Here is a 20,486-nt window from a genome sequence, read left to right on the forward strand (position 1 = left end):
GTCACACCCTCCGAGTTAGGGTTGAAGAGCTTGCTGGGGGTTCACCGTAAGCGCTGGCTTGCTTCTATCGTCGGTCCAGGCCGATGCATTCCATATCGGCGCTTGTAGGTGACAGGGTGGGGCTGGAAGTCTCCCAACGGTCTGTACTGGCTAGAGTCAGATTCGGCTTTCCGTCCCTCCCACCCCATCAAGTCTAAACATACAAGCCGGCTTGCTGGCGAATGCGGTCTGCCTGTACCTCATCAGGCGACTGACACGACGCCTTCGCCAGCAAGCCGGCTCCCACAGGATTTGCGCTCCCCAGAAGTTTTGTAGGAGCGCTTGCCCGCGATGTCGCCGCTGCAGACGCTACAAACTCTCCAGACACCCCGCCAGATCATCCGCCAGTTTGCTCAACAACTGCTCATATCCTTGCGCCGTCGCAGGTGTGTAGCCGCCCAAACCGTCCAGCTCCGCCAGTTTCACCGGTAATCCGGCGCTCAGCGTGTCGGCCAATTTCGGGCGCAGAGGCGGTTCGCTGAACACGCAGGTCTTGCCGTATTCGGCCAGCCGCGCACGCATGGCCGCGACGTGCTGGGCGCCGGGCTGGACTTCGTGGCTGACCGCAAACACACCGGCATGCTTCAAGCCATAAGCCTCTTCGAAATAATCGAACGCCTCATGAAACACGAAATACTTCTTGTCGGAGATGCCCGCCACGCGCTGTTTGATCTTCGCGTCCAGTGCGTCCATCTGCGCGTCGAAAGCTTTGACGTTGCTGTCATAGCGAGCGGCATGGGTGGGATCGATCTGACTCAAGTCGGCCGCCATCTTCGCGGCGATCACCCGCGCATTGACGGTCGAGAGCCACAGGTGCGCATCGACGCTGCCAGGGCGGTGATCATGATCGTGCTCGTCGTCATCGCCATCATCATCGTGATGCTCGGCATTGGCGGTGAACGTCCGCAGGTGCATGCCTGGCAACGACTGAACCGGCACAGAGGCTTTGGTGCGGCCCGCCAGGACCCGTGGCAGGAAAGTTTCCATGTCAGGACCGATCCAATAGAGCAGATCGACCTCTTGCACGCGCCGTACGTCGGAAGGGCGCAGCGCGTAGTTATGTGGCGAAGCCCCCGGTGGCAGCAACACTTCCGGCACGGCGATTCCGTCCTGCACCGCTGCTGCGATCAGCTGTAGCGGCTTGATGCTGGTTAGCACTCGAACGTCGGCCTGGGCGGGGGTAATGGCGGAAAAACCGGTGATAAAAACGACAAAAAGTAAAAAAAGTCGGGACACGATGACCACTCATGGGGGCAGGAACGGGTAACATAATAACGTCTCTCACAAAAGCCGTCGCCGCCCATGTCTAAAACACCGCTGGCCAGTCGCCCCCACGATCACTCTCACTGCGTGCACAGCGCACTCACTGAAGCCGATGCGCTCTGCACTGGCAAAGGCTTGCGCCTGACCGCTTTGCGTCGTCGCGTGCTGGAACTGGTCTGGCAAAGCCATAAGCCATTGGGCGCGTACGACATCCTGGCCGTCCTGAGCGAAGAAGACGGCCGTCGTGCCGCGCCGCCGACGGTTTACCGTGCGCTGGATTTCCTGCTGGAAAACGGCCTGGTGCATCGCATCGCATCGCTCAACGCTTTCGCTGGCTGCAACCATCCGACGCACGCGCATCAGGGCCAGTTCCTGATCTGTCGCGCCTGCCACGCCGCCATCGAATTGCAGCACGGCGCCATCAGCTCAGCCATCGTCAGCGCCGCCAACGAAGTCGGCTTCGATGTTGAAACCCAGACCGTCGAAATCGTTGGGGTGTGTGCTGGCTGCAAGGCCGCTTGATGAGCGACGTACTGATCCGTCTGCAAGGCGTCAGCGTCACCCGCTCTGGCCAGAATGTGCTCGACAACATTCAATTGAGCGTCAGCTCCGGCGAGATTGTGACCCTGATCGGCCCCAACGGGGCGGGCAAAACCACGCTGGTGCGCGCTGTTCTCGGGTTACTCAAGCCGGACGCGGGCGATGTCTGGCGCAAGCCAAAGCTGCGTGTGGGCTACATGCCGCAAAAATTGCACGTAGACGCAACGCTGCCGCTCTCGGTTCTGCGTTTTCTGCGTCTGGTGCCGGGGGTTGATCGCAGCACCGCACTCGCCGCGTTGGTGGAAGTCGGCGCCGAAAAAGTCATCGACAGCCCGTTGCAGGGCATTTCCGGCGGTGAGATGCAGCGGGTCCTGCTGGCCCGTGCGCTGCTGCGTGAGCCCGAATTACTGGTCCTCGACGAACCCGTGCAGGGCGTGGATGTGGCCGGACAGGCTGAGCTGTATGCGCTGATCACTCAACTGCGTAATCGTCACAAATGCGGCGTGCTGATGGTCTCCCACGATCTGCACCTGGTGATGAGCACGACCGATCAGGTGGTCTGCCTCAATCGCCATGTCTGCTGCTCCGGCCATCCCGAGCAAGTCAGCAACGATCCGGCGTTCGTTGAGCTGTTCGGCCAGAACGCCCCGAGCCTGGCGATTTATCACCATCATCACGACCACGCTCACGACCTGCACGGCGAAGTCTGCCAGCCCGCCGAGCCCGCACACGATCACGCCCAACCACACGCTCACAACCATGACCACGGGGACAGCTGCAAGCATGGCTGATTTTCTTCTCTACGCCTTGCTCGCAGGCCTCGCACTGGCCGTGGTTGCAGGTCCCTTGGGTTCGTTCGTGGTCTGGCGGCGCATGGCCTACTTTGGCGATACCCTGTCCCACGCCGCCCTTCTCGGCGTCGCGCTGGGGTTTCTGCTGGACATCAGCCCGACCATCGCGGTGACCGTGGGCTGCCTGCTGCTCGCGATTCTGCTGGTCACGCTGCAACAGCGTCAGCCCCTGGCCTCTGACACCCTGCTGGGGATTCTCGCGCCGAGCACATTGTCTCTTGGGCTTGTGGTGCTGAGTTTCATGCGCGAAGTCCGCATCGACCTGATGGGCTACCTGTTTGGCGATCTGCTGGCGATTACCCCCACCGACCTGGCCTGGATTCTAGGTGGCAGCGCGGCCGTGCTGGTGTTGATTTGCGCGCTGTGGCGCCCACTACTGGCGATTACTGTGCATGAAGAACTGGCGACCGTCGAAGGCCTGCCTGTCGCCGCGCTGCGCATGACGCTGATGTTGTTGATTGCCGTGGTGATCGCTGTGGCCATGAAAATCGTCGGTGTGTTGCTGATCACCTCGCTGTTGATCATCCCCGCCGCTGCGGCACAACGTCACGCCCGTTCACCTGAGCAAATGGCCCTCGGTGCCAGCGTGATCGGTGTTCTGGCAGTCTGCGGCGGACTGGCGCTGTCGTGGTTCAAGGATACGCCCGCAGGCCCCTCGATCGTGGTTTGCGCCGCTGCGCTGTTCCTGCTCAGCTTCCTTTTGCCCAAGCGGTAGAACCTTGTTCCGAAAGTCGAGTCATACTCCGCAATCATTGAATGGCGGCAATGTGCAATGATTCGGTTCAGCGCCGCCGATGGTGATCTGTTATTTTCGGTGCAAGTCACTTATGTGTAGACTTGCTCGTTTTTTGCGCAAATAGAGAATCGCAGGAATGAAGCCGTACGCATCCCGTTATCTGCTGCTTGCTGCATTTTCCATTCTGTTGGCCGCTTGTCAGAGCAAGCCCGTCGAGCAGCCCGCGCCCGTCGCGGCGCCTGACGCCTATCAACAGTTGGAACAGAACATCGCCAGCAGCGAATTGGCCACCGCTGAAGATCAGCTCGCCGCTCTGCAAAGCAAGAATGCCGATGATCCGCGTCTTGAGCAGTATCAACGTCAATTGGCCGAGGCTTATCTGAGCCGCAGTCAGATCGTCTTGCAGAAAGGCGATGTCAACGCTGCCGCCACTGCCCTGAGCCGCGCCCGTGCGCTGATGCCGAAGGCCCCGGCGCTGACCAGCGGCGTCAACGGCGCCATCGCCAATGCGCGCAAAGCCGAGCTGGAGAAAGCCGAAGCTGAGCTGCGTGCTGCCGAAGCCAAACGCAGCGCCAAAATCATCGACCCGACCGTTGAAAGCACGACTATTGCGCTGAAAATCACCGATTCGAAGCAGCTCCGTCGCCAACTTAACGACATCGCCGCCGATGTGACTGCGTTCAACTGTGACGTGACGGTCCAGGTGCCACGCACCGACGATTACCCATGGCTGGCAACGCTGTTGACCAAGCGCGTGGCGAAGATCAACCCGGATTTCGAATTGCAGATTCAGCGCGAGATCGAGAAGACCGAGCCTGCGCAGATCATTTTGAAACCTGCGAAGCTCTGATCGCTTTTTGACCAAGCGAGAGGATCAAAAGAAAGGCGTTGCCCTCGCAGGCAACGCCTTTTTTATTGGATTAACACAACCACTGTGGGAGCCGGCTTGCTGGCGAAGGCGGTGTGTCTGACCCCTATCAGTCGACTGACATTACGCCTTCGCCAGCAAGCCGGCTCCCACAGGTTCGGGGTAGATCAGCCCCACTTCACGGCGCGATCACGCTGGAATCGCCTTTGCCTTTGGCTCGCGTGCCCAGACCCGATGCTGTTTGATCGCATCGAAGAAGGCGTTGAACGACTTGCTGTCCGAAACCGCCAACAGCCCCGCATCCGCTTCAAGACGCAGCAGGTCGATCAGCTCTTTCGCTTCCCCTGCGTAGGAAATGGCCTTGAGGTGTTTGTACGCCTCCAACACGTAATGCAGCGCCACCCCGCTGCCGCTCAACGCCTTGATCGACGCCGCCCCTCCCGGAATGAATACAGCATCGAAGGCAATCGAAGGCAGCCCTTCGATCGACGCATCCACCGCCAGGGTTTTGCCGCCCGCCGTTTTGACCGGCGCAGAGGTTGGGCCAAGGATCTTCGCATGGGCCGCTTCTGCTTCAAGCGCTGCTTTCATCGCTGCGACCGCTTTGTCGTCCACGCCGTCCGCGACGATGATCGCCACTTTGCGCGAGGCGATGTCGCCCGACAGCAGATTCGTCTGACTCAGCAGCGGAGATTTATCCACTGTCGGTTTGCCCGTTTTCTGAGCTTTGACGGTCGGGCCTTTCGGCGCGGGCAGACCCAGGTTGGCCGCTACACGGCTCGCCAAGGTCATGTCGATGTTGGCCAGAATCTCGTTCACCTGACGCGCACGAATATGTTCGCGCTCGACCTTGCCCAGTTCGAAGCTGTACGCCGCGATGATGTGCTCTTTCTCGTGCTCGCTCATGCTGTTGAAAAACAGCGTCGCTTGGGAGAAGTGATCGGCAAATGACGGGCTGCGCTCGCGGACCTTGTGCGCTTCGACGCGCTCCTGGTAGGTCTCGAAGCCGCCATCTTCCGGGCCTGCGGGGGTTTCTTTAGGCCAGCCGCCATCGATGGAATTCGGCTCGTAAGCAGCACGGCCCTTGTCGATGGTCATGCGGTGTTGCGCATCACGCTGACCACTGTGATTCGGCGAGACCGGACGGTTGATCGGGATCTCGTGAAAGTTCGGTCCACCGAGTCGGCTGATTTGCGTGTCGGTGTAGGAAAACAGACGACCTTGCAGCAGTGGGTCGTTGGAGAAGTCGATGCCCGGCACCACATGACCCGGGCAGAACGCGACCTGCTCGGTTTCGGCAAAGTAATTGTCCGGGTTGCGGTTGAGCACCATTTTGCCCAACGGCGTTACAGGCACCATCTCTTCAGGGATGATCTTGGTTGGGTCCAGCAGGTCGAAGTCGAACTTGTGTTCATCCTCTTCAGGAACGATCTGCACACCCAATTCCCACTCGGGATAGTCGCCTGATTCGATGGATTCCCACAGGTCGCGACGGTGGAAATCGGTGTCTTTACCGGCAAGCTTTTGCGCTTCATCCCACAACAGCGAGCAGGTGCCGTACTTGGGTTTCCAGTGGAATTTCACGAACGAGGATTTGCCCTCGGTATTGATCATGCGGAAGGTATGAATGCCGAAACCCTGCATGGTGCGCAGGCTTTTCGGGATCGCACGGTCGGACATGGCCCAGATCACCATGTGCGCCGACTCCGGCACCAGCGAAACGAAGTCCCAGAAGGTGTCGTGTGCCGAACCGCCTGTAGGAATCTCGTTGTGCGGCTCGGGTTTTACGGCGTGCACGAAGTCAGGAAACTTGATCGCGTCCTGAATGAAAAATACCGGCATGTTGTTGCCGACCAGATCGTAGTTACCTTCGGCGGTGTAGAACTTCACGGCGAAACCGCGCACGTCACGCACGGTATCGCCCGAACCGCGTGGTCCTTGAACGGTGGAAAAGCGCACGAAGACAGGCGTCTTTTTCCCCGGATCACGCAGGAGTTCGGCCTTGCTCAGCTTCGAATGGTTTTCATAGCTCTGGAAATAGCCATGAGCCGCCGTGCCGCGAGCGTGGACGATGCGCTCCGGAATGCGCTCGTGGTCAAAGTGCGTGATTTTTTCACGCATGATGAAGTCTTCGAGCAGCGACGGGCCGCGATTGCCGACCTTGAGCGTGTTCTGGTTATCGGAGACCTTCACCCCCTGATTGGTGCGCAGGGCCTGGCCCGTGGCATCGGAGCGAAACTGTTCGAGGCTGTCGAGCTTTTCGTTGGTGTTGCCCCGATCCAGAGTGTCGGTGCCCGCCATTTCGCTTTTTGGGGTGCTGCTTACAGGTGTCGTTTTTTTCGTAGCCATCAGTCAAAAACTCCTCGGTTCAGGCAGCTCTTTTCTCGTTCTTCCGTGGGGAAAGGCGGTGTGAGCTTGGTAAGCAGGAAATTTCCTGACAAAAGACAGGGGGAAATCCCGGCGCTTACTTAGTGACTGATGATAAAAAGGGCCGTTCCGTGTTTTTTCGGACCTTTGGTCTACCGTTGCATCATCTGACCGATCCGCGCGATATGACCGTTCGGCAGGTGACCCACCAAATAAATGCTAAGAATTCTCGGCCCAACCCCGGCCCGACAGGCTAAAATGCGCGCCCGGTTTATCCAGCCGAGGCGATAGACGGCACCATTTCGCGTATCGCCCAGTAGCGTTCGAGACTGTTCTCACGCTGAATTTCCAACGCGCCCCCACAAGGTTCGCTACGTGATCGAGTTTCAAAACGTCCATAAAACCTATCGGGTCGCCGACAGGGAAATCCCAGCGCTGCATCCCACCAGCCTGCGAATCGAAAACGGCCAGGTCTTTGGCCTCATCGGCCATTCCGGCGCGGGCAAAAGTACGATGCTGCGCCTGATCAACCGCCTGGAGGCCCCAAGCGGCGGCACGATCCGCGTCGATGACGTCGATGTCACCGCACTGGACGCAGACGGCTTGCGAGGCTTTCGCCGTCAGGTCGGGATGATCTTCCAGCACTTCAACCTGCTGTCGTCCAAGACCGTGGCCGACAACGTCGCCATGCCGCTGACGCTGGCCGGGGACATGTCCCGGGCGCAGATCGACCAGCGCGTAGCCGAATTGCTGGCGCGAGTTGGCCTGTCCGACCACGCGAAAAAGTACCCGGCGCAGCTGTCGGGTGGTCAGAAACAGCGCGTCGGCATTGCCCGTGCGTTGGCGACCAAGCCGAAAATCCTGCTGTGCGACGAGGCCACCAGTGCCCTCGACCCGCAAACCACCGCCTCGGTCTTGCAACTGCTGGCTGAGATTAACCGCGAGCTGAAACTGACGATCGTGCTGATCACCCATGAGATGGACGTGATTCGTCGCGTCTGTGATCAGGTGGCGGTGATGGACGCGGGCGTGATCGTTGAGCAAGGCGCTGTGGCCGACGTGTTCCTGCACCCCAAGCACCCGACCACGCGCCGTTTCGTGCAGGAAGACGAACAGGTCGACGAAAACGACCAGAACTCCGACTTCGCCCACGTTCAAGGCCGCATTGTGCGTCTGACGTTCCAGGGCGACGCGACCTACGCGCCGCTGTTAGGCACTGTCGCCCGGGAGACGGGTGTGGACTACAGCATCCTGGCGGGTCGTATCGACCGCATCAAGGACACTCCCTATGGGCAACTGACGCTGGCCATCACTGGCGGCGATATGGACGCCGCGTTCGCCCGCTTCACCGCGGCTGACGTTCACATGGAGGTCCTGCGCTGATGGAAACTCTGGCTGCTCTGTTTTCCAACGTCGACTGGTACGAAATCTGGGTCGCGACCGGCGACACGCTGATCATGCTCGGCATTTCCCTGGCTTTCACCGTGCTGCTGGGCCTGCCCCTCGGCGTGCTGATGTTCCTCACTTCCCCGCGCCAACTGCTCGAAAACAAGCCGGTCTACGCCACCATTGGGCTGATCGTGAACATGTTGCGGGCGCTGCCTTTCATCATTCTGTTGATCGTGATGATGCCGTTGACCGAAATCATCACTGGCACTTCGCTGGGGATTCTCGGGACGCTGCCACCACTGATCGCAGGTGCGACGCCGTTCTTCGCCCGTCTGGTAGAAACTGCGCTGCGCGAGGTGGATCGCGGGATCATCGAAGCGACGCAAGCGATGGGTGCCACGACGCGGCAGATCATCGTCAAGGCGCTGCTCCCGGAAGCACGTCCGGGCATTCTGGCGGCCATCACGGTCACCGCCATTGCGCTGGTCTCGTTCACTGCCATGGCGGGTGCAGTGGGTGCGGGCGGCTTGGGCGACCTGGCGATTCGCTACGGTTACCAGCGCTTCCAGAACGATGTGATGTTCGTGACGGTCGTATTGCTGCTGGTGCTGGTGCAGATCCTGCAAACCGTGGGCGACCGTCTGGTTGCGCACTTTTCACACCGTTAACCGTATTCGCCGGTCCTGCACGGACCGGCACATGCGCGCCGCCCGGCGTGCATTTCAAGGAGTCGATACACATGAAGAAGCTGTTGGCCGTATTCGCTGCTGTGGCTGCACTGTCCGCCCACGCCGATGAAACCCTGACCGTCGCGGCCACCGCCGTGCCTCACGCCGAGATTCTGGAGTTCGTGAAACCGGCGCTGGCCAAAGAAGGCGTGACGTTGAATGTGAAGGTCTTCAACGACTACATCCAGCCAAACGTGCAGGTCGATCAGAAGCGCATGGACGCCAACTTCTTCCAGCACCAGCCGTATCTGGATGAGTTCAACAAGGGCAAGGGCACGCACCTGGTAAGCGTGGCCAAGGTCCACGTCGAGCCGTTTGGCGCGTACTCGGACAAGATCAAGAACCTGGCCGACCTGCCAGATGGCGCGACCGTGGCACTGCCGAACGATGCCACCAATGAAGGCCGTGCGTTCCTGCTGCTCGTGAAAGCCGGTCTGATCACCCTGAAAGACCCGACCAGCATCACCGCCAAGCCGAGCGATGTGCTGCAGAACCCGAAAGCCCTGAAGTTCCGCGAGCTGGAAGCGGCGACCCTGCCGCGTGTGCTGACTCAGGTTGACCTGGCGCTGATCAACACCAACTACGCACTGACCGCCAAGCTAGATCCGACCAAGGACGCGCTGATCATCGAAGGTCAGGAATCGCCGTACGCCAACATTCTGGTGACCCGCGAAGATAACAAGGACGCGCCAGCGATCCAGAAACTGGTCGCCGCGCTGCACAGCCCCGAGACCAAAGCGTTCATTCTTGAGAAGTACAAAGGCGCTGTGGTTCCGGCGTTCTGATCAAACCCGCGTTAGATAATGAAACACAAATCCACTGTGGGAGTCGGCTTGCTGGCGAATGCGGCGTGTCAATCGCAATCAATGTGCCTGACCTGAAGCTTTCGCCAGCAAGCCGGCTCCCACAGGTATGACGCCGGTCGCAGATTTTATGACCTATGCATGACCTTGTAGGAGCCGCCTTGGTGGCGAATGCGGTTTGCCAGTCAACATAGAATCTCCCACAGTCAGTGGGCGCCGCATCATTTGCGCCGAAACTTCTTGTTATTTCCTTTCAACCAACCTCGGCAACTGCGCCGTCAGTTTCTGGTTGTTGATCGGCGCGCGGATGAAGCCGCGCTGGGTGCCGTCCGGGCCAAGGATGGCCAGATTGCCGCTGTGATCGACTGTGTAATTCGGCTTGCTGGTATCGGCCGGAATGAACGGAATGCTCATGGCATTGGCGAGTTTCTGAATGGTATCCACCGGCGCGGTCAGGCCGAGGAACTGCTTGTCGAAATACCCCAGATACGTCTTCAACTGCTGCGGCGTGTCCCGATTGGGGTCAACGCTGACAAACACCACGCGTAATTTATCCACCGCTTCTTTTGGCAGATCACTCTTGATCTGGCGCAGTTGGGCGAGTGTGGTGGGGCAAATGTCCGGGCAGAAGGTGTAACCGAAAAACAGCAGTGTCCACTTGTCCTTCAATGAATCCAGCGACACCGGCTGGCCGTCCTGATCGGTCAGTTTCAGGTCCGGTACGTTACGGCTTTGCGGCAACAGGATCACCCCGGCGTCGATCAGCGCGGTCTGGTCGCCCTGGCCGCTGCCGGACAATACGCGGTTGACGGTCAGGCCCAGTACCAACGCGACGATGGCCACAAGGATGAAGACGGTTTTTTGGGTTCGGGTCATGAGTTCAACATCGAAAAGTGATCGTCAAGCAGCGCGACCCACCACGGGAAAAGCTCCAACGTGTCGATCACGGCATGCGGCCGGGCTGCCACGGTACAACACCCTTGGCCTGGGCAGAAAGTGAATCGCGCCCTGGGATTCACATCTCAGCGATGCGGCCCGAGGTGAAGGCGCACATGGGCGTGCTGCCAGAAGCTCGACACCCGCCTGGAAGCCACGACGAACGGGAGCCGGATGCGGTAATTGATCAGGCACAGCGTCAGCACCAACCCCGCCGCTCCAGCGTTGTGCGCCACAGCCAATTCAAGCGGCAGATGAAAGATCACATTGCCCAACCCCAGCGTAATCTGCGTACCCAGCGCGATCACCAACAGCTTCGCCATCCCACCGAGCCCTGCGCGATTCAGTCGCCACGCCAACGACAGCAACGAAAGGCTCACCAGCACCGCGCCGACACGGTGGGTCAGGTGAATCGCCGTGCGCGCTTCACTGTCGAGTTTTCCCCCCAGGTAATTAGGGCCGATGTGTTGGGTCAGATGAAAGCCATTGGCGAAGTCCGCGTCGGGCCACCACTGGCCCTGACAGGTCGGCAGATCTGTACACGCCATGGCGGCGTAGTTGGCGCTGACCCAACCGCCCAGCGCGACTTGTATCACCACCAATGCCAAACCGACGGCCGCCAGATGCCGCACGCGTGGGTGCAACTGTGGCATCGGTTTGAATCGCCCGCTCAAACGCAAGGTCAGCAGAAACAGCAGGCTCAGGGTCGTCAGCCCGCCCAGCAAATGCGCCGTGACCACCTGCGGCCAGAGCTTGAGCGTGACGGTCCACATCCCGAAGGCCGCTTGGGCGAACACCACGCCCACCAGCAGCAACGGCAAGGCAACCGGCTGATCGGCCATGTGGCGCCGATGCCAGGCCTGTACGCCGAGAATCATGATCAGCAGCCCCAACCCACCGGCGAAATAACGATGCACCATCTCGTTTCGGCCCTTGTGTTCGATCACGGGCGAATCCGGGTAGTGCAACTCGGCATGGGCCAATTGCGCTTCGGTCTTGGGCACGCTGATGAAGCCGTAACAGCCGGGCCAATCCGGACAGCCCAACCCGGCATGGGTCAGACGGGTGTAGGCGCCGAGCAGCACGACCATGAGCGCCAAAAGCGTTGCGCAGAGGGCGAGACGAAATCCGGGCTTGGTCATCATGGCCTCCCCTTTATCCGATGTTCGACAGTTTCAGCAGTTGGCGCAGGTCGTTGAGCAGGTCCTTGCCGTTGACCTCCGCCCCATATCGCAGCACTAGATTGCCGTGGGGATCGACGATCCACAGCTGCGGCAGTTCGATGCCCGGGGCCATCCGTTGGTAGCGCTTGAGGTCGAGGGGGTAGCGCTGCAATTGAGGGTATTCGTGAGTGAGTTTGGCGTCGTATTCGCTGGTGATCGGTTGTGCCGTGGTGAGCGCGTGGCTGGCGCGAGACGCATCGCGCCCCAAGCCGATCTGCACCTGCCGCGCCAGATACACCAATTGCTGGCAATCGGCGTCGCATTCCCGAGGCGCTGTCACCAGGAGCTGCCAGCGCTTTTCGTCCGTCTGCACGCCCAGCTCGGTGCGGCTTTCGCCATTGCCGATCAGCTCGCCATGGTAGCTGCGACTCTCGGGCACCCAGAACTTGAGCTTGTACATGGCTGTTGCGAGCACCATCGGACCAATCGCCACGAGAAACACCAGGATCAACTGCACGCGCCCGCGCCGCCGACTTTTCCGAGGACGAGCTTCAGACGTGCTGGCTGGATTCATCGCCGTTCCCATGAGCGGCCTCCTTCTTTTTATTGTGTTTTGTCGGGCTGGGCGGCCTGAAACTCAGGTACAGGTAGAGCCCGGTCAGCGCCGTGGCCATGGCGAACCACTGCACCGCGTAGCCCATGTGTTTCTCCGGCCCCATGGCGACAACGGGCCAGTCGGTGCGATACGCGGCAGGACCGGCCTCAAGTCGCAGCTCATGGGCGAACCCCTCACGGTTCAGCTCGGGCCAGACCTTCGCTGGATCGATGGCCGTCACCAGCTTCGGCCACACATCGCTCTGCGCATCCGGGTGCAGCTGAAACGTTGCGCCGGGGGCAACGTAGACCCAGGCGTCGAGGTTCAACGGCTGAGTGGGTGTGTCGAATGTCGGAGGAGTGCGCCGATCCGGCCACGGCAGCCAGCCCCGATTGACCATCAGCCACAGCCCGCCCCCTTGATCATGGAAAGGCTGGATCAGCTCGACCCCGACCTTTCCCTCTCGGGTGCTGTTGTCGAGGATCAGGCTGTGTTCGGCATCAAAGCTGCCGCGCAACTGGACCCGGCGATAGGCTGGGTCAGGCGTGTTCGGCAGCAACTCCGCCGACATGGGCGGGGCCGCACGACGTTCGGCGTAGTGGGCGAGCATGACGCGCTTCTCTTCCCCACGCCCCAGTTGCCAGCCGCCCAGCGAAATCAGGACCGGCAGCAGCACAAGGATCACCAGCGTGGGGGCGATACCGGGCCGAAAGCGTCTCATCACGCCTCCTGCGTCAGCTGTTGCGCGACACCTATACTCCTTTGCATAGCGTTCGCTCCCCGGAGTCACCCGATGCTCAAAGCCGCGATTGTCTTCATGCTTCTGGCCACTGTGGTGAGTCTGTTCAGCGGCCTGTTTTTTCTGGTCAAGGACGACGCGTCATCCACTCGCCTGCTCAAAGCCCTGACCGTCCGCGTGGGCTGCGCCGCGATTACCCTGGCGTTGATTGCCTATGGGTATTTCAGCGGGCAGTTGGTGTGGCATCCGCCTTGGTAGCCCGCACGGCCCCTGTAGGAGTGAGCTTGCTCGCGATTGCGGTAGATCAGATACATAGATGTCAGCTGACACACTGCAATCGCGAGCAAGCTCACTCCTACAGAGGGGGCCTCGCAGCCGGCAATTCGATGTTCACAACACATACACAAAAACAAACAACCCTACCCACACCACATCCACAAAGTGCCAATACCAACTCGCCGCCTCGAAACCGAATTGATGCTCGGCATCGAAATGCCCGCGCATGACCCGCATCAGCATCACAAACAGAATGATCGTGCCGATGGTGACGTGGGCGCCGTGGAATCCGGTGAGCATGAAGAACGTCGCGCCGTAGATGCCTGAACCCAGGGTCAGCCCAAGCTCGGTGTAGGCCTCGTGATACTCAATGGCCTGTAGCGCAAGAAAAGACAGACCCAGAAGAATCGTCAGCCCCAACCACAGTTTCAACGCAGCGCGATGGCCGCTCTTCAGCGCATGGTGGGCAATGGTCACGGTGACGCTCGAACTGACGAGCAATACAGTGTTGATCAAGGGCAGGTGCCAAGGGTCGATGACCTCTTTGGGCGGCGGAAACAGCTTCGGATCGGGCGTATGCAGCAACGGCCAAGTGTTCTGAAATTCCGGCCAGAGCATGTGGGCGATGGCCTTTGTGCCCTCGCCACCCAAGGCAGGCAAGCTGACGTGGCGCACGTAAAATAGCGCGCCGAAGAACGCCACAAAGAACATGACTTCCGAAAAGATGAACCAGCTCATGCCCCAGCGGAACGAGCGGTCCATCTGACTGCTGTACAGCCCGGCCCGACCTTCGCGCACGACAGTGCCGAACCAGCCGAACATCATGTAGGCCACCATCAGCGCGCCCATACAGAATATCCACGCACCGTGTGTTTCGCGGCCCGCTTTCAGGTCCACCAGCCAAGTGCCCAATCCGTACATCGTGACGAACATGCCGACGGTGGCGATGATTGGCCACTTGCTCTGCGCCGGGACGTAGTAATGCTCATGGGTTGCCATCTTCCAGATCTCCTCAGGCCGTGGGGCCTAACCGCCATTGGCCGCGACAGGGCGGACGATGGGCGGCATGCGCGCGGTGATGTCGAACAGCGTGTAAGCGAGCGTCAGGTGTTTCACGTCTTTGGGCAGGTCGCGGTCGATGATGAAACGCACGGGCATCTCGATGCGCTCGCCCGGTTGCAGCATTTGCTGGGTGAAACAGAAGCATTCGGTCTTGTGGAAATACACGGCGGCGGTGCTGGGGGCGATGCTTGGGATCGCCTGGGCAGTCATCGCCTTGCTGGTCGGGTTCTGCGCGACGAACAGCATCTCGTTGACCGCGCCGGGATGAACGTTCAGCTCCTCGCCTTTGGGATAGAAGCCCCAGACCATTTCTGCCGAGTTGGTGGCCAGAAACTGCACGCGCACCTCACGACTGGCATCGACCTGCTGACTTTGGGTGTACTGATCGCCGGTCTTGCCGTTGATGCCCAGCGCTTTGCACATCACGTCGTACAGCGGCACCAAGGCGAAGCCGAATGCGAACATTGCCGCCACCAGCACCAGCAGGCGAATGACGAGTCGCGTGTTCGGACGCTCTGCGGAAGTCATGTCATTCGACGTCCGGCGGCGTGACGAAGGTGTGATACGGCGCCGGTGAGGGCACGGTCCACTCAAGGCCATCGGCGCCATCCCAAGGCTTGGCCGGCGCAGGCGGGCCGCCGCGAATGGTCTTGATCACGATGAAGAGGAAGAAAATCTGCGTCGCGCCAAACGTGAATGCGCCAATCGACGAGACCATGTTGAAGTTGGCGAATTGCAGGTTGTAGTCCGGCACACGGCGAGGCATTCCGGCCAGCCCCACGAAGTGCATCGGAAAGAACGCCATGTTCATGCCGACGAAGGACAACCAGAAATGCAACTTGCCCAGGGTTTCGTCGTACATGTGGCCGGTCCATTTCGGCAGCCAATAGTAGGCCGACGCGAAAATACCGAAGATCGCCCCCGGCACCAATACGTAGTGAAAATGCGCGACGACGAAGTAGGTGTCCTGGTACTGGAAGTCGGCCGGCGCAATCGCCAGCATCAGCCCGGAAAAGCCGCCGATGGTGAACAGGATCACGAAGGCCACGGCGAACAGCATGGGCGTCTCGAAGGTCAGCTCGCCTTGCCACATGGTGCTGATCCAGTTGAACACCTTCACGCCCGTGGGGACTGCAATCAGCATGGTCGCGTACATGAAGAACAGCTCGCCCACCAACGGGATGCCGACCACGAACATGTGGTGCGCCCAGACGATGAACGACAGGAACGCAATGCTCGCTGTGGCGTAAACCATCGAGGTGTAGCCGAACAGCGGCTTGCGCGAGAACGCCGGAATGATCGAACTGACCGCGCCGAACGCGGGCAGAATCATGATGTACACCTCGGGGTGGCCGAAGAACCAGAACACGTGCTGGAACAGTACCGGATCGCCGCCGCCCGCCGCGCTGAAAAAGCTGGTGTGAAAATGGATGTCCATCAGCATCATCGTCACGCACCCGGCCAGCACCGGCATCACGGCGATGAGCAGGAACGCGGTGATCAGCCACGTCCATACGAACAGCGGCATTTTCATTAGGGTCATGCCGGGGGCGCGCAGGTTGAGGATGGTGGCGATGACGTTGATCGCGCCCATGATCGAGCTGATGCCCATCAAGTGAATGGCGAAGATGAAATAGGTGACGCTTTCGGGGGCGTACGTGGTGGAGAGCGGGGCATAGAAGGTCCAGCCAAAATTTGGCCCTCCGCCGGGGGTGAACAGGGTCGAGACCAACAGCAGGAACGCAGCAGGCAGGAGCCAGAAGCTGAAGTTGTTCATACGCGGCAGGGCCATGTCCGGCGCGCCGATCATCAGCGGGATCATCCAGTTTGCCAGCCCGACGAACGCGGGCATCACGGCGCCGAATACCATCACCAGGCCGTGCATCGTGGTCATCTGGTTGAAGAAGGCGGGTTCGACGATCTGCAGGCCGGGCTGAAATAGCTCGGCGCGAATCACCATCGCAAACGACCCACCGAGCAGAAACATGCAGAAGCTGAACCACAGGTACAGCGTGCCGATGTCCTTGTGGTTGGTGGTAAGCACCCAGCGCATCAGGCCCTTGGCGGGACCGTGGGTGTGGCCGGCGTGGTCTTCGTGACGGGGATCGTCAATCACTGCGCTCATGTTCTGTCTCCTGCGTAAATCCCGCGCCAAGCCTGAAGCTGTCTAACGCCACTGAAACCTGTGGGAGCGAATTCATTCGCGATGCGGTCGTTTGGCTGATAGAGATGTGTCGGATGCACGGTCCTTTCGCGAATGAATTCGCTCCCACAGGTCAAAACGCGTACATCTGGCAAACGGTTCATTTCGCACCCGCCTGTTTCAGCGCCAGCACGTCTTTTGGCGTGACCATGTCGCCTTTGTTGTTGCCCCACGCGTTGCGTTCGTAGGTGACGACGGCGGCGATATCGACCTCCGACAGCTGCTTGCCAAACGCCGCCATGGCAGTGCCCGGCCGACCGTTGAAAACGGTGGCCAGGTGTTCTTCTTTAGGTCCGGTGACCGTCTTAGAGCCCTTGAGCGCCGGAAACATCGGCGGCAGGCCCTGACCTTCGGCCTGATGACAGGCCACGCAGGTGGTGTGATAAACCTTGTCGCCCTGGGCCACGAGTTCTTCCAGCGTCCAGTCCTTGCTGGTCAGCTCTTTGAGCTTGGCGGCTTCAGCTTTACGATCGGCAAGCCAGGTGTCGTAATCGGCCTGGGTCTTGGCCTCGACCACAATGGGCATGAAGCCGTGATCCTTGCCGCACAATTCCGAACATTGGCCGCGATAGATGCCGGGCTTTTCGATCCGGGTCCAGGCCTCGTTAACAAAACCGGGGATGGCATCGCGCTTGACGGCAAACGCGGGGACCCACCAGGAATGGATGACGTCAGCCGCCGTCACCAAGAAGCGGATTTTCACCCCGACCGGCACCACCAGCGGCTGATCCACTTCCAGCAGGTAGTGTTCGCCCTTGGCTTCCTTGTTGTGAATCTGATCCTGAGGTGTCGCGAGGTTGCTAAAAAACTCGACGTCCTGACCCAGATATTTGTAATGCCACTTCCACTGGTAGCCGGTGATCTGGATGTCCAGCCCCGACTCCGTGCTGTCGTACATCTGGATCAGGGTTTTGGTCGCGGGGATCGCCATGACGACGAGGATCAGCAGCGGCACGATGGTCCAGAGGATTTCCACCGTGGTGCTTTCATGGAATTTGGCGGCCACCTGCCCGGTCGAGCGGCGATGCAAAATCATCGACCAGAACATCGCGCCAAACACAATGATTCCGATCACCACACATATCCAAAAAATGGTCATGTGCAGGCCGAAGACTTCGTGACTGACCTCGGTCGCTCCCGGCGCCATATTCGTGGTCCAGGCGCCGTGCGCCGGACTGAATACCGACCACAACAGGAGCGCCATCCAAACGTGTGGATGTCGCTTCATTGCGGGTTTCCCTCATTGTTCTTCTTATTTTCTGCCACAGCGGGCGAGGGAGCGGTCATCAAAGTGCGGTGGACCGGGGCCAGGCCAGCAAATCCGGTGGAGCTACTGCATCACAGACCGAGTATAGACACGCTGTCGCGCTCAGCACGCGGTGGCGTTTTCGCAAAACCGGGCTATACAAGCACGCGTGTAACAAGTTTTTGGCCGGAAAAGCCGAGAAAGTGGCGTTTTAATAGCCAATGCACATAACCGTGAAGTTGTTATGACAATTACGTCTTAGCGCCTTTCATAAGCCAGCTAACGTATGACTTCCCTATAATGACAGCCTGGTTTTATTTCCCTATGGAGCATTCATGAACACCGCCGCGTTGCGCGAGCAGATCACACGAGCACAGGAACACGAGACCCAAACCGGTCAGCTATTGCGCCAACTCGAAGTGCAACTCCCCCATCTGCACCCTGCCATTCACCTTCCTGACGTTGATGCGCGGGGTGTTTTGGCACGTTTTGTCGTGGCCTACATCGATCAAGTTCCGGACTTGCTGGACGCCGCAAACGACGTCGCCGTGCAGGCCGGTATCGAAAGCCAGATCAAACCCGTGCTGAAAATCGCCGAACAATTCTTCAGCGCACCGCCCGCCATCATGGACGGGCACGAAGGGCTCGACAGTCTGTTGGACGAGGCCTACTTGGCTCATCGTCTCGTGGAGGAAGTAAACGACCTCTACATCGTGCACTTCGCTCAACCGCTGATCCCGGTGAACACCACCGTGGCCAGCGTCATCGCTCATCAGTTGATCGGTGAAACGTTTGCGAACCAGCTCGATGAAGTGGTCCACCACGCCATCGACCAATTGCTGGACGAAGACAGCTTTTCGCTTGAGTCAGTGGAAGCCTATCGCGACAAACTCGCCAGCCCCGACACCGATGCGGCGTGGAAACGCTGGCCAAGCCTGTCCCGGCAACTGGGCGTGGGGCTTGAGATGGAATGCGCGAAGGTTTGATTCGCCGGCAGACTCTCACATAACACCTGTAGGAGTGAGCTTGCTCGCGATAGCGTCCGGCCTGACAGCCCAGATGCGTCAGACATGCCTGATCGCGAGCAAGCTCACTCCTGCAGAGGGGACGCCGACCTACACATCAATGCAACGCCGCGCCTCCAATTGACGTGCGTATGCGCCCTTCAACCCTCCGTTTCAACAGGCGCTGCTCCAGCAACAGGCGCGAACCCTGTGCTGCATTGGCACGACCCCATTCCTCCAGCAGCTCCAGGCAGGAATGGTCGATGTAGCTGAGATTGCTCAGCGGCACATGTAACGTCGTGCCGGGCGGAACGTTGCCCAGTGCCTGAGTCAGCGCTGGGACCTTCAGGAACGTCGCGGCGCCGTTCAAACGCAGTTCCATCTCCCCCTCCGCTTCCAGATCCACCAGATTGATCTTCAACCGCGATGCGTTCAGCGCCAGTTTCACCAGCGTCAGACTAAAGCCGATGAGCACGCCCGTCAGCAAGTCGGTCAGGATGATTGCACTCGCCGTCGCGCCATAAATGAACATCGGCATACGCCCATAACGCCCCAGCCCGCGTAGCGCCTTGAGGTCCACCAATTTCACGCCGGTGTAAACCAGCACACCCGCCAGGCTCGCCACCGGAATGCTTTGCAGCACGCTGGACAGCAGCAACACGAACGCCAGCAACCAAAGCCCGTGAAACATCGCCGACATCCGCGTCTTCGCCCCGGCCTGAACATTGGCCGAGCTGCGCACGATCACACCGGTCATCGGCAATGCACCGACCAGAGCGCACAGCATGTTGCCGACGCCTTGGGCGCTGAGCTCCTTGTCGAAGTCCGAGCGCGGACCGTCATGCATGCGATCCACCGCAGCGGCCGAGAGCAGGGTCTCGGCGCTGGCAATGAAAGCGACGGCAATGGCGGCGATGAGAATCGCCGGATCGGTGAGATTCAGCAGGTCAGCCGGACGCAGCCAGTCGATGGCCTCTGCGAGGTTGGCCGGGACTTCGACCCGTTTCACGTCGAGGGCCATCGCCAGGCTCACGGCCGTGGCAATCCCCACACCGAGCAAGGCGCCCGGCACGAACCGCAGTGCGTGAGGCCGCCGTTTTTCCCACAACCACATCACGGCGATGGTGCCCAACCCCAACAGACCCGCTTGCATACCGCTGCCGGGGCCGATGGCGCCGAAGAGGGTTTGCGGAAAGGCGATCAGGTTGTCCAGACCGGACGGCTTAGGGCCGCTGTCGAACATCACATGGGCCTGGGAGAGCACGATCAGCACGCCAATCCCCGCCAGCATGCCGTACACCACGGCTGGAGCGGTCACGCGAAACCAGCAGCCCAGTTTGAGGCGACCGGCCAGTAATTGCAGCAGACCCGCTAACAGCAGAATCGGCCCCAGCATCGCCATCCCATGTTCACGCACCAACTCGAAGACCAACACTGCCAGCCCCGCTGCAGGACCGCTGACCTGCAATGGCGAACCCGCCAACCAACCCACGACGATGCCGCCGATGATGCCCGTGATCAGTCCTTTTGCCGGAGGCATGCCAGACGCGATAGCGATCCCCATGCACAACGGCAGGGCCACCAGAAACACCACCACGGAAGCCAGCAGCTCCCGTGGTAACAAGGATTTCAGATCTGTATTAGCCATGACGACTCTCCGCAAAAACTTCAGACGTGA

Annotated in this window: 20 protein-coding genes; 9 read left to right on the forward strand and 11 right to left on the reverse strand. The window is 60.0% G+C overall.

Translation table 11 applies throughout. The features are described 5' to 3' along the window. Positions 1–348: 348 nt before the first annotated feature. The gene (znuA, locus tag AAEO81_RS01190; protein WP_341961158.1) at positions 349–1,275 is read right to left on the reverse strand and encodes a zinc ABC transporter substrate-binding protein ZnuA; all 927 of its coding nucleotides are present in this window, start codon (positions 1,273–1,275) and stop codon (positions 349–351) included. A gap of 66 nt (positions 1,276–1,341) precedes the next feature. Between znuA and AAEO81_RS01195 the strand changes: the two genes are divergently transcribed. The 4 genes from AAEO81_RS01195 to AAEO81_RS01210 all read left to right on the forward strand — a co-directional run bounded on the left by AAEO81_RS01195 (position 1,342) and on the right by AAEO81_RS01210 (position 4,279). Further along, on the forward strand, positions 1,342–1,824 hold the full coding sequence (locus tag AAEO81_RS01195) for a Fur family transcriptional regulator (RefSeq protein ID WP_166593871.1): 483 nt from the start codon (positions 1,342–1,344) through the stop codon (positions 1,822–1,824). Then, positions 1,824–2,633: a zinc ABC transporter ATP-binding protein ZnuC gene (gene znuC, locus AAEO81_RS01200; protein WP_341961160.1), complete on the forward strand. Its 810-nt coding sequence runs from the start codon at positions 1,824–1,826 to the stop codon at positions 2,631–2,633. The genes AAEO81_RS01195 and znuC overlap by 1 nt, the downstream gene beginning before the upstream one ends. Continuing rightward, positions 2,626–3,408, forward strand: coding sequence for a zinc ABC transporter permease subunit ZnuB (gene znuB, locus AAEO81_RS01205; RefSeq protein WP_341961162.1), 783 nt, complete (start codon positions 2,626–2,628; stop codon positions 3,406–3,408). Before znuC ends, znuB begins: the two co-directional genes overlap by 8 nt. A 157-nt stretch (positions 3,409–3,565) precedes the next feature. Then, positions 3,566–4,279 carry a PA5502 family lipoprotein gene (locus AAEO81_RS01210; protein WP_341961163.1) on the forward strand — a complete coding sequence of 238 codons (714 nt, stop codon included), beginning with the start codon at positions 3,566–3,568 and terminating at the stop codon, positions 4,277–4,279. A gap of 207 nt (positions 4,280–4,486) precedes the next feature. On the opposite strand, the gene katE is transcribed toward AAEO81_RS01210, so the two are convergent. After that, the gene (katE, locus tag AAEO81_RS01215) at positions 4,487–6,646 is read right to left on the reverse strand and encodes a catalase HPII (protein ID WP_341961164.1); all 2,160 of its coding nucleotides are present in this window, start codon (positions 6,644–6,646) and stop codon (positions 4,487–4,489) included. A gap of 393 nt (positions 6,647–7,039) precedes the next feature. On the opposite strand from katE, the gene AAEO81_RS01220 reads away from it, so the two are divergent. From AAEO81_RS01220 to AAEO81_RS01230, 3 genes are all read left to right on the forward strand, one after another. Then, a complete protein-coding gene (locus tag AAEO81_RS01220) occupies positions 7,040–8,047 on the forward strand; it encodes a methionine ABC transporter ATP-binding protein (RefSeq protein ID WP_166593866.1) in 1,008 nt (335 codons plus the stop codon). Further along, positions 8,047–8,721: a methionine ABC transporter permease gene (locus AAEO81_RS01225; protein WP_166593865.1), complete on the forward strand. Its 675-nt coding sequence runs from the start codon at positions 8,047–8,049 to the stop codon at positions 8,719–8,721. The genes AAEO81_RS01220 and AAEO81_RS01225 overlap by 1 nt, the downstream gene beginning before the upstream one ends. Positions 8,722–8,792: 71 nt before the next feature. Further along, positions 8,793–9,566 (forward strand): MetQ/NlpA family ABC transporter substrate-binding protein, encoded by a 774-nt coding sequence (locus tag AAEO81_RS01230; RefSeq protein WP_166593864.1) that lies wholly within the window; start codon positions 8,793–8,795, stop codon positions 9,564–9,566. 261 nt (positions 9,567–9,827) lie between these two features. Here the strand turns inward: AAEO81_RS01230 and AAEO81_RS01235 are convergent, their stop codons facing one another. The 4 genes from AAEO81_RS01235 to AAEO81_RS01250 all read right to left on the reverse strand — a co-directional run bounded on the left by AAEO81_RS01235 (position 9,828) and on the right by AAEO81_RS01250 (position 12,999). After that, positions 9,828–10,460: an SCO family protein gene (locus tag AAEO81_RS01235; RefSeq protein WP_341961168.1), complete on the reverse strand. Its 633-nt coding sequence runs from the start codon at positions 10,458–10,460 to the stop codon at positions 9,828–9,830. A gap of 146 nt (positions 10,461–10,606) precedes the next feature. Next, positions 10,607–11,662, reverse strand: a complete 1,056-nt coding sequence (locus AAEO81_RS01240; protein WP_341964665.1) for a COX15/CtaA family protein — start codon at positions 11,660–11,662, stop codon at positions 10,607–10,609. 13 nt (positions 11,663–11,675) lie between these two features. Next, on the reverse strand, positions 11,676–12,269 hold the full coding sequence (locus tag AAEO81_RS01245) for a hypothetical protein (protein ID WP_341961169.1): 594 nt from the start codon (positions 12,267–12,269) through the stop codon (positions 11,676–11,678). Continuing rightward, on the reverse strand, positions 12,235–12,999 hold the full coding sequence (locus tag AAEO81_RS01250; RefSeq protein ID WP_341961170.1) for an SURF1 family protein: 765 nt from the start codon (positions 12,997–12,999) through the stop codon (positions 12,235–12,237). Before AAEO81_RS01250 ends, AAEO81_RS01245 begins: the two co-directional genes overlap by 35 nt. A 72-nt stretch (positions 13,000–13,071) precedes the next feature. Here AAEO81_RS01250 and AAEO81_RS01255 point away from each other — a divergent pair, with 72 nt between their 5' ends. Then, positions 13,072–13,275, forward strand: a complete 204-nt coding sequence (locus AAEO81_RS01255) for a twin transmembrane helix small protein (protein ID WP_166593860.1) — start codon at positions 13,072–13,074, stop codon at positions 13,273–13,275. A 132-nt stretch (positions 13,276–13,407) separates the two neighbouring features. On the opposite strand, the gene AAEO81_RS01260 is transcribed toward AAEO81_RS01255, so the two are convergent. From AAEO81_RS01260 to coxB, 4 genes are all read right to left on the reverse strand, one after another. Continuing rightward, positions 13,408–14,292 (reverse strand): cytochrome c oxidase subunit 3, encoded by an 885-nt coding sequence (locus AAEO81_RS01260; protein WP_341961172.1) that lies wholly within the window; start codon positions 14,290–14,292, stop codon positions 13,408–13,410. Positions 14,293–14,319: 27 nt separating this feature from the next. Continuing rightward, entirely contained in the window at positions 14,320–14,883 is a 564-nt protein-coding gene (locus AAEO81_RS01265) for a cytochrome c oxidase assembly protein (protein WP_341961173.1), read from the reverse strand. A gap of 1 nt (position 14,884) precedes the next feature. Continuing rightward, positions 14,885–16,480, reverse strand: coding sequence for a cytochrome c oxidase subunit I (ctaD, locus tag AAEO81_RS01270; RefSeq protein ID WP_341961174.1), 1,596 nt, complete (start codon positions 16,478–16,480; stop codon positions 14,885–14,887). Between the two features lie 178 nt (positions 16,481–16,658). After that, complete coding sequence (coxB, locus tag AAEO81_RS01275) at positions 16,659–17,786, reverse strand: cytochrome c oxidase subunit II (RefSeq protein ID WP_341961175.1); 1,128 nt, start codon at positions 17,784–17,786, stop codon at positions 16,659–16,661. Positions 17,787–18,139: 353 nt separating this feature from the next. Between coxB and AAEO81_RS01280 the strand changes: the two genes are divergently transcribed. Continuing rightward, positions 18,140–18,790 carry a hypothetical protein gene (locus AAEO81_RS01280; RefSeq protein ID WP_341961177.1) on the forward strand — a complete coding sequence of 217 codons (651 nt, stop codon included), beginning with the start codon at positions 18,140–18,142 and terminating at the stop codon, positions 18,788–18,790. A gap of 136 nt (positions 18,791–18,926) precedes the next feature. Here the strand turns inward: AAEO81_RS01280 and AAEO81_RS01285 are convergent, their stop codons facing one another. Then, positions 18,927–20,456 (reverse strand): SulP family inorganic anion transporter, encoded by a 1,530-nt coding sequence (locus tag AAEO81_RS01285; protein ID WP_341961179.1) that lies wholly within the window; start codon positions 20,454–20,456, stop codon positions 18,927–18,929. Between the last annotated feature and the right edge of the window lie 30 nt (positions 20,457–20,486).

The organism is Pseudomonas sp. RC10 (genome assembly GCF_038397775.1).
Lineage (GTDB): Bacteria > Pseudomonadota > Gammaproteobacteria > Pseudomonadales > Pseudomonadaceae > Aquipseudomonas > Aquipseudomonas bambusae.

What these genes read in the sequence shown, in the direction of transcription:
- AAEO81_RS01195 (WP_166593871.1), top strand. Translation starts at nt 1,342, where the DNA reads ATGTCTAAAACACCGCTGGCCAGTCGCCCCCACGATCACTCTCACTGC.
- znuB (WP_341961162.1), top strand. Translation starts at nt 2,626, where the DNA reads ATGGCTGATTTTCTTCTCTACGCCTTGCTCGCAGGCCTCGCACTGGCC.
- ctaD (WP_341961174.1), bottom strand. Translation starts at nt 16,480, where the DNA reads ATGAGCGCAGTGATTGACGATCCCCGTCACGAAGACCACGCCGGCCAC.
- AAEO81_RS01265 (WP_341961173.1), bottom strand. Translation starts at nt 14,883, where the DNA reads ATGACTTCCGCAGAGCGTCCGAACACGCGACTCGTCATTCGCCTGCTG.
- AAEO81_RS01255 (WP_166593860.1), top strand. Translation starts at nt 13,072, where the DNA reads ATGCTCAAAGCCGCGATTGTCTTCATGCTTCTGGCCACTGTGGTGAGT.
- AAEO81_RS01210 (WP_341961163.1), top strand. Translation starts at nt 3,566, where the DNA reads ATGAAGCCGTACGCATCCCGTTATCTGCTGCTTGCTGCATTTTCCATT.
- AAEO81_RS01225 (WP_166593865.1), top strand. Translation starts at nt 8,047, where the DNA reads ATGGAAACTCTGGCTGCTCTGTTTTCCAACGTCGACTGGTACGAAATC.
- AAEO81_RS01240 (WP_341964665.1), bottom strand. Translation starts at nt 11,662, where the DNA reads ATGACCAAGCCCGGATTTCGTCTCGCCCTCTGCGCAACGCTTTTGGCG.
- AAEO81_RS01260 (WP_341961172.1), bottom strand. Translation starts at nt 14,292, where the DNA reads ATGGCAACCCATGAGCATTACTACGTCCCGGCGCAGAGCAAGTGGCCA.
- AAEO81_RS01280 (WP_341961177.1), top strand. Translation starts at nt 18,140, where the DNA reads ATGAACACCGCCGCGTTGCGCGAGCAGATCACACGAGCACAGGAACAC.
- AAEO81_RS01285 (WP_341961179.1), bottom strand. Translation starts at nt 20,456, where the DNA reads ATGGCTAATACAGATCTGAAATCCTTGTTACCACGGGAGCTGCTGGCT.
- katE (WP_341961164.1), bottom strand. Translation starts at nt 6,646, where the DNA reads ATGGCTACGAAAAAAACGACACCTGTAAGCAGCACCCCAAAAAGCGAA.
- znuC (WP_341961160.1), top strand. Translation starts at nt 1,824, where the DNA reads ATGAGCGACGTACTGATCCGTCTGCAAGGCGTCAGCGTCACCCGCTCT.
- AAEO81_RS01250 (WP_341961170.1), bottom strand. Translation starts at nt 12,999, where the DNA reads ATGAGACGCTTTCGGCCCGGTATCGCCCCCACGCTGGTGATCCTTGTG.
- coxB (WP_341961175.1), bottom strand. Translation starts at nt 17,786, where the DNA reads ATGAAGCGACATCCACACGTTTGGATGGCGCTCCTGTTGTGGTCGGTA.
- AAEO81_RS01245 (WP_341961169.1), bottom strand. Translation starts at nt 12,269, where the DNA reads ATGGGAACGGCGATGAATCCAGCCAGCACGTCTGAAGCTCGTCCTCGG.
- AAEO81_RS01230 (WP_166593864.1), top strand. Translation starts at nt 8,793, where the DNA reads ATGAAGAAGCTGTTGGCCGTATTCGCTGCTGTGGCTGCACTGTCCGCC.
- AAEO81_RS01235 (WP_341961168.1), bottom strand. Translation starts at nt 10,460, where the DNA reads ATGACCCGAACCCAAAAAACCGTCTTCATCCTTGTGGCCATCGTCGCG.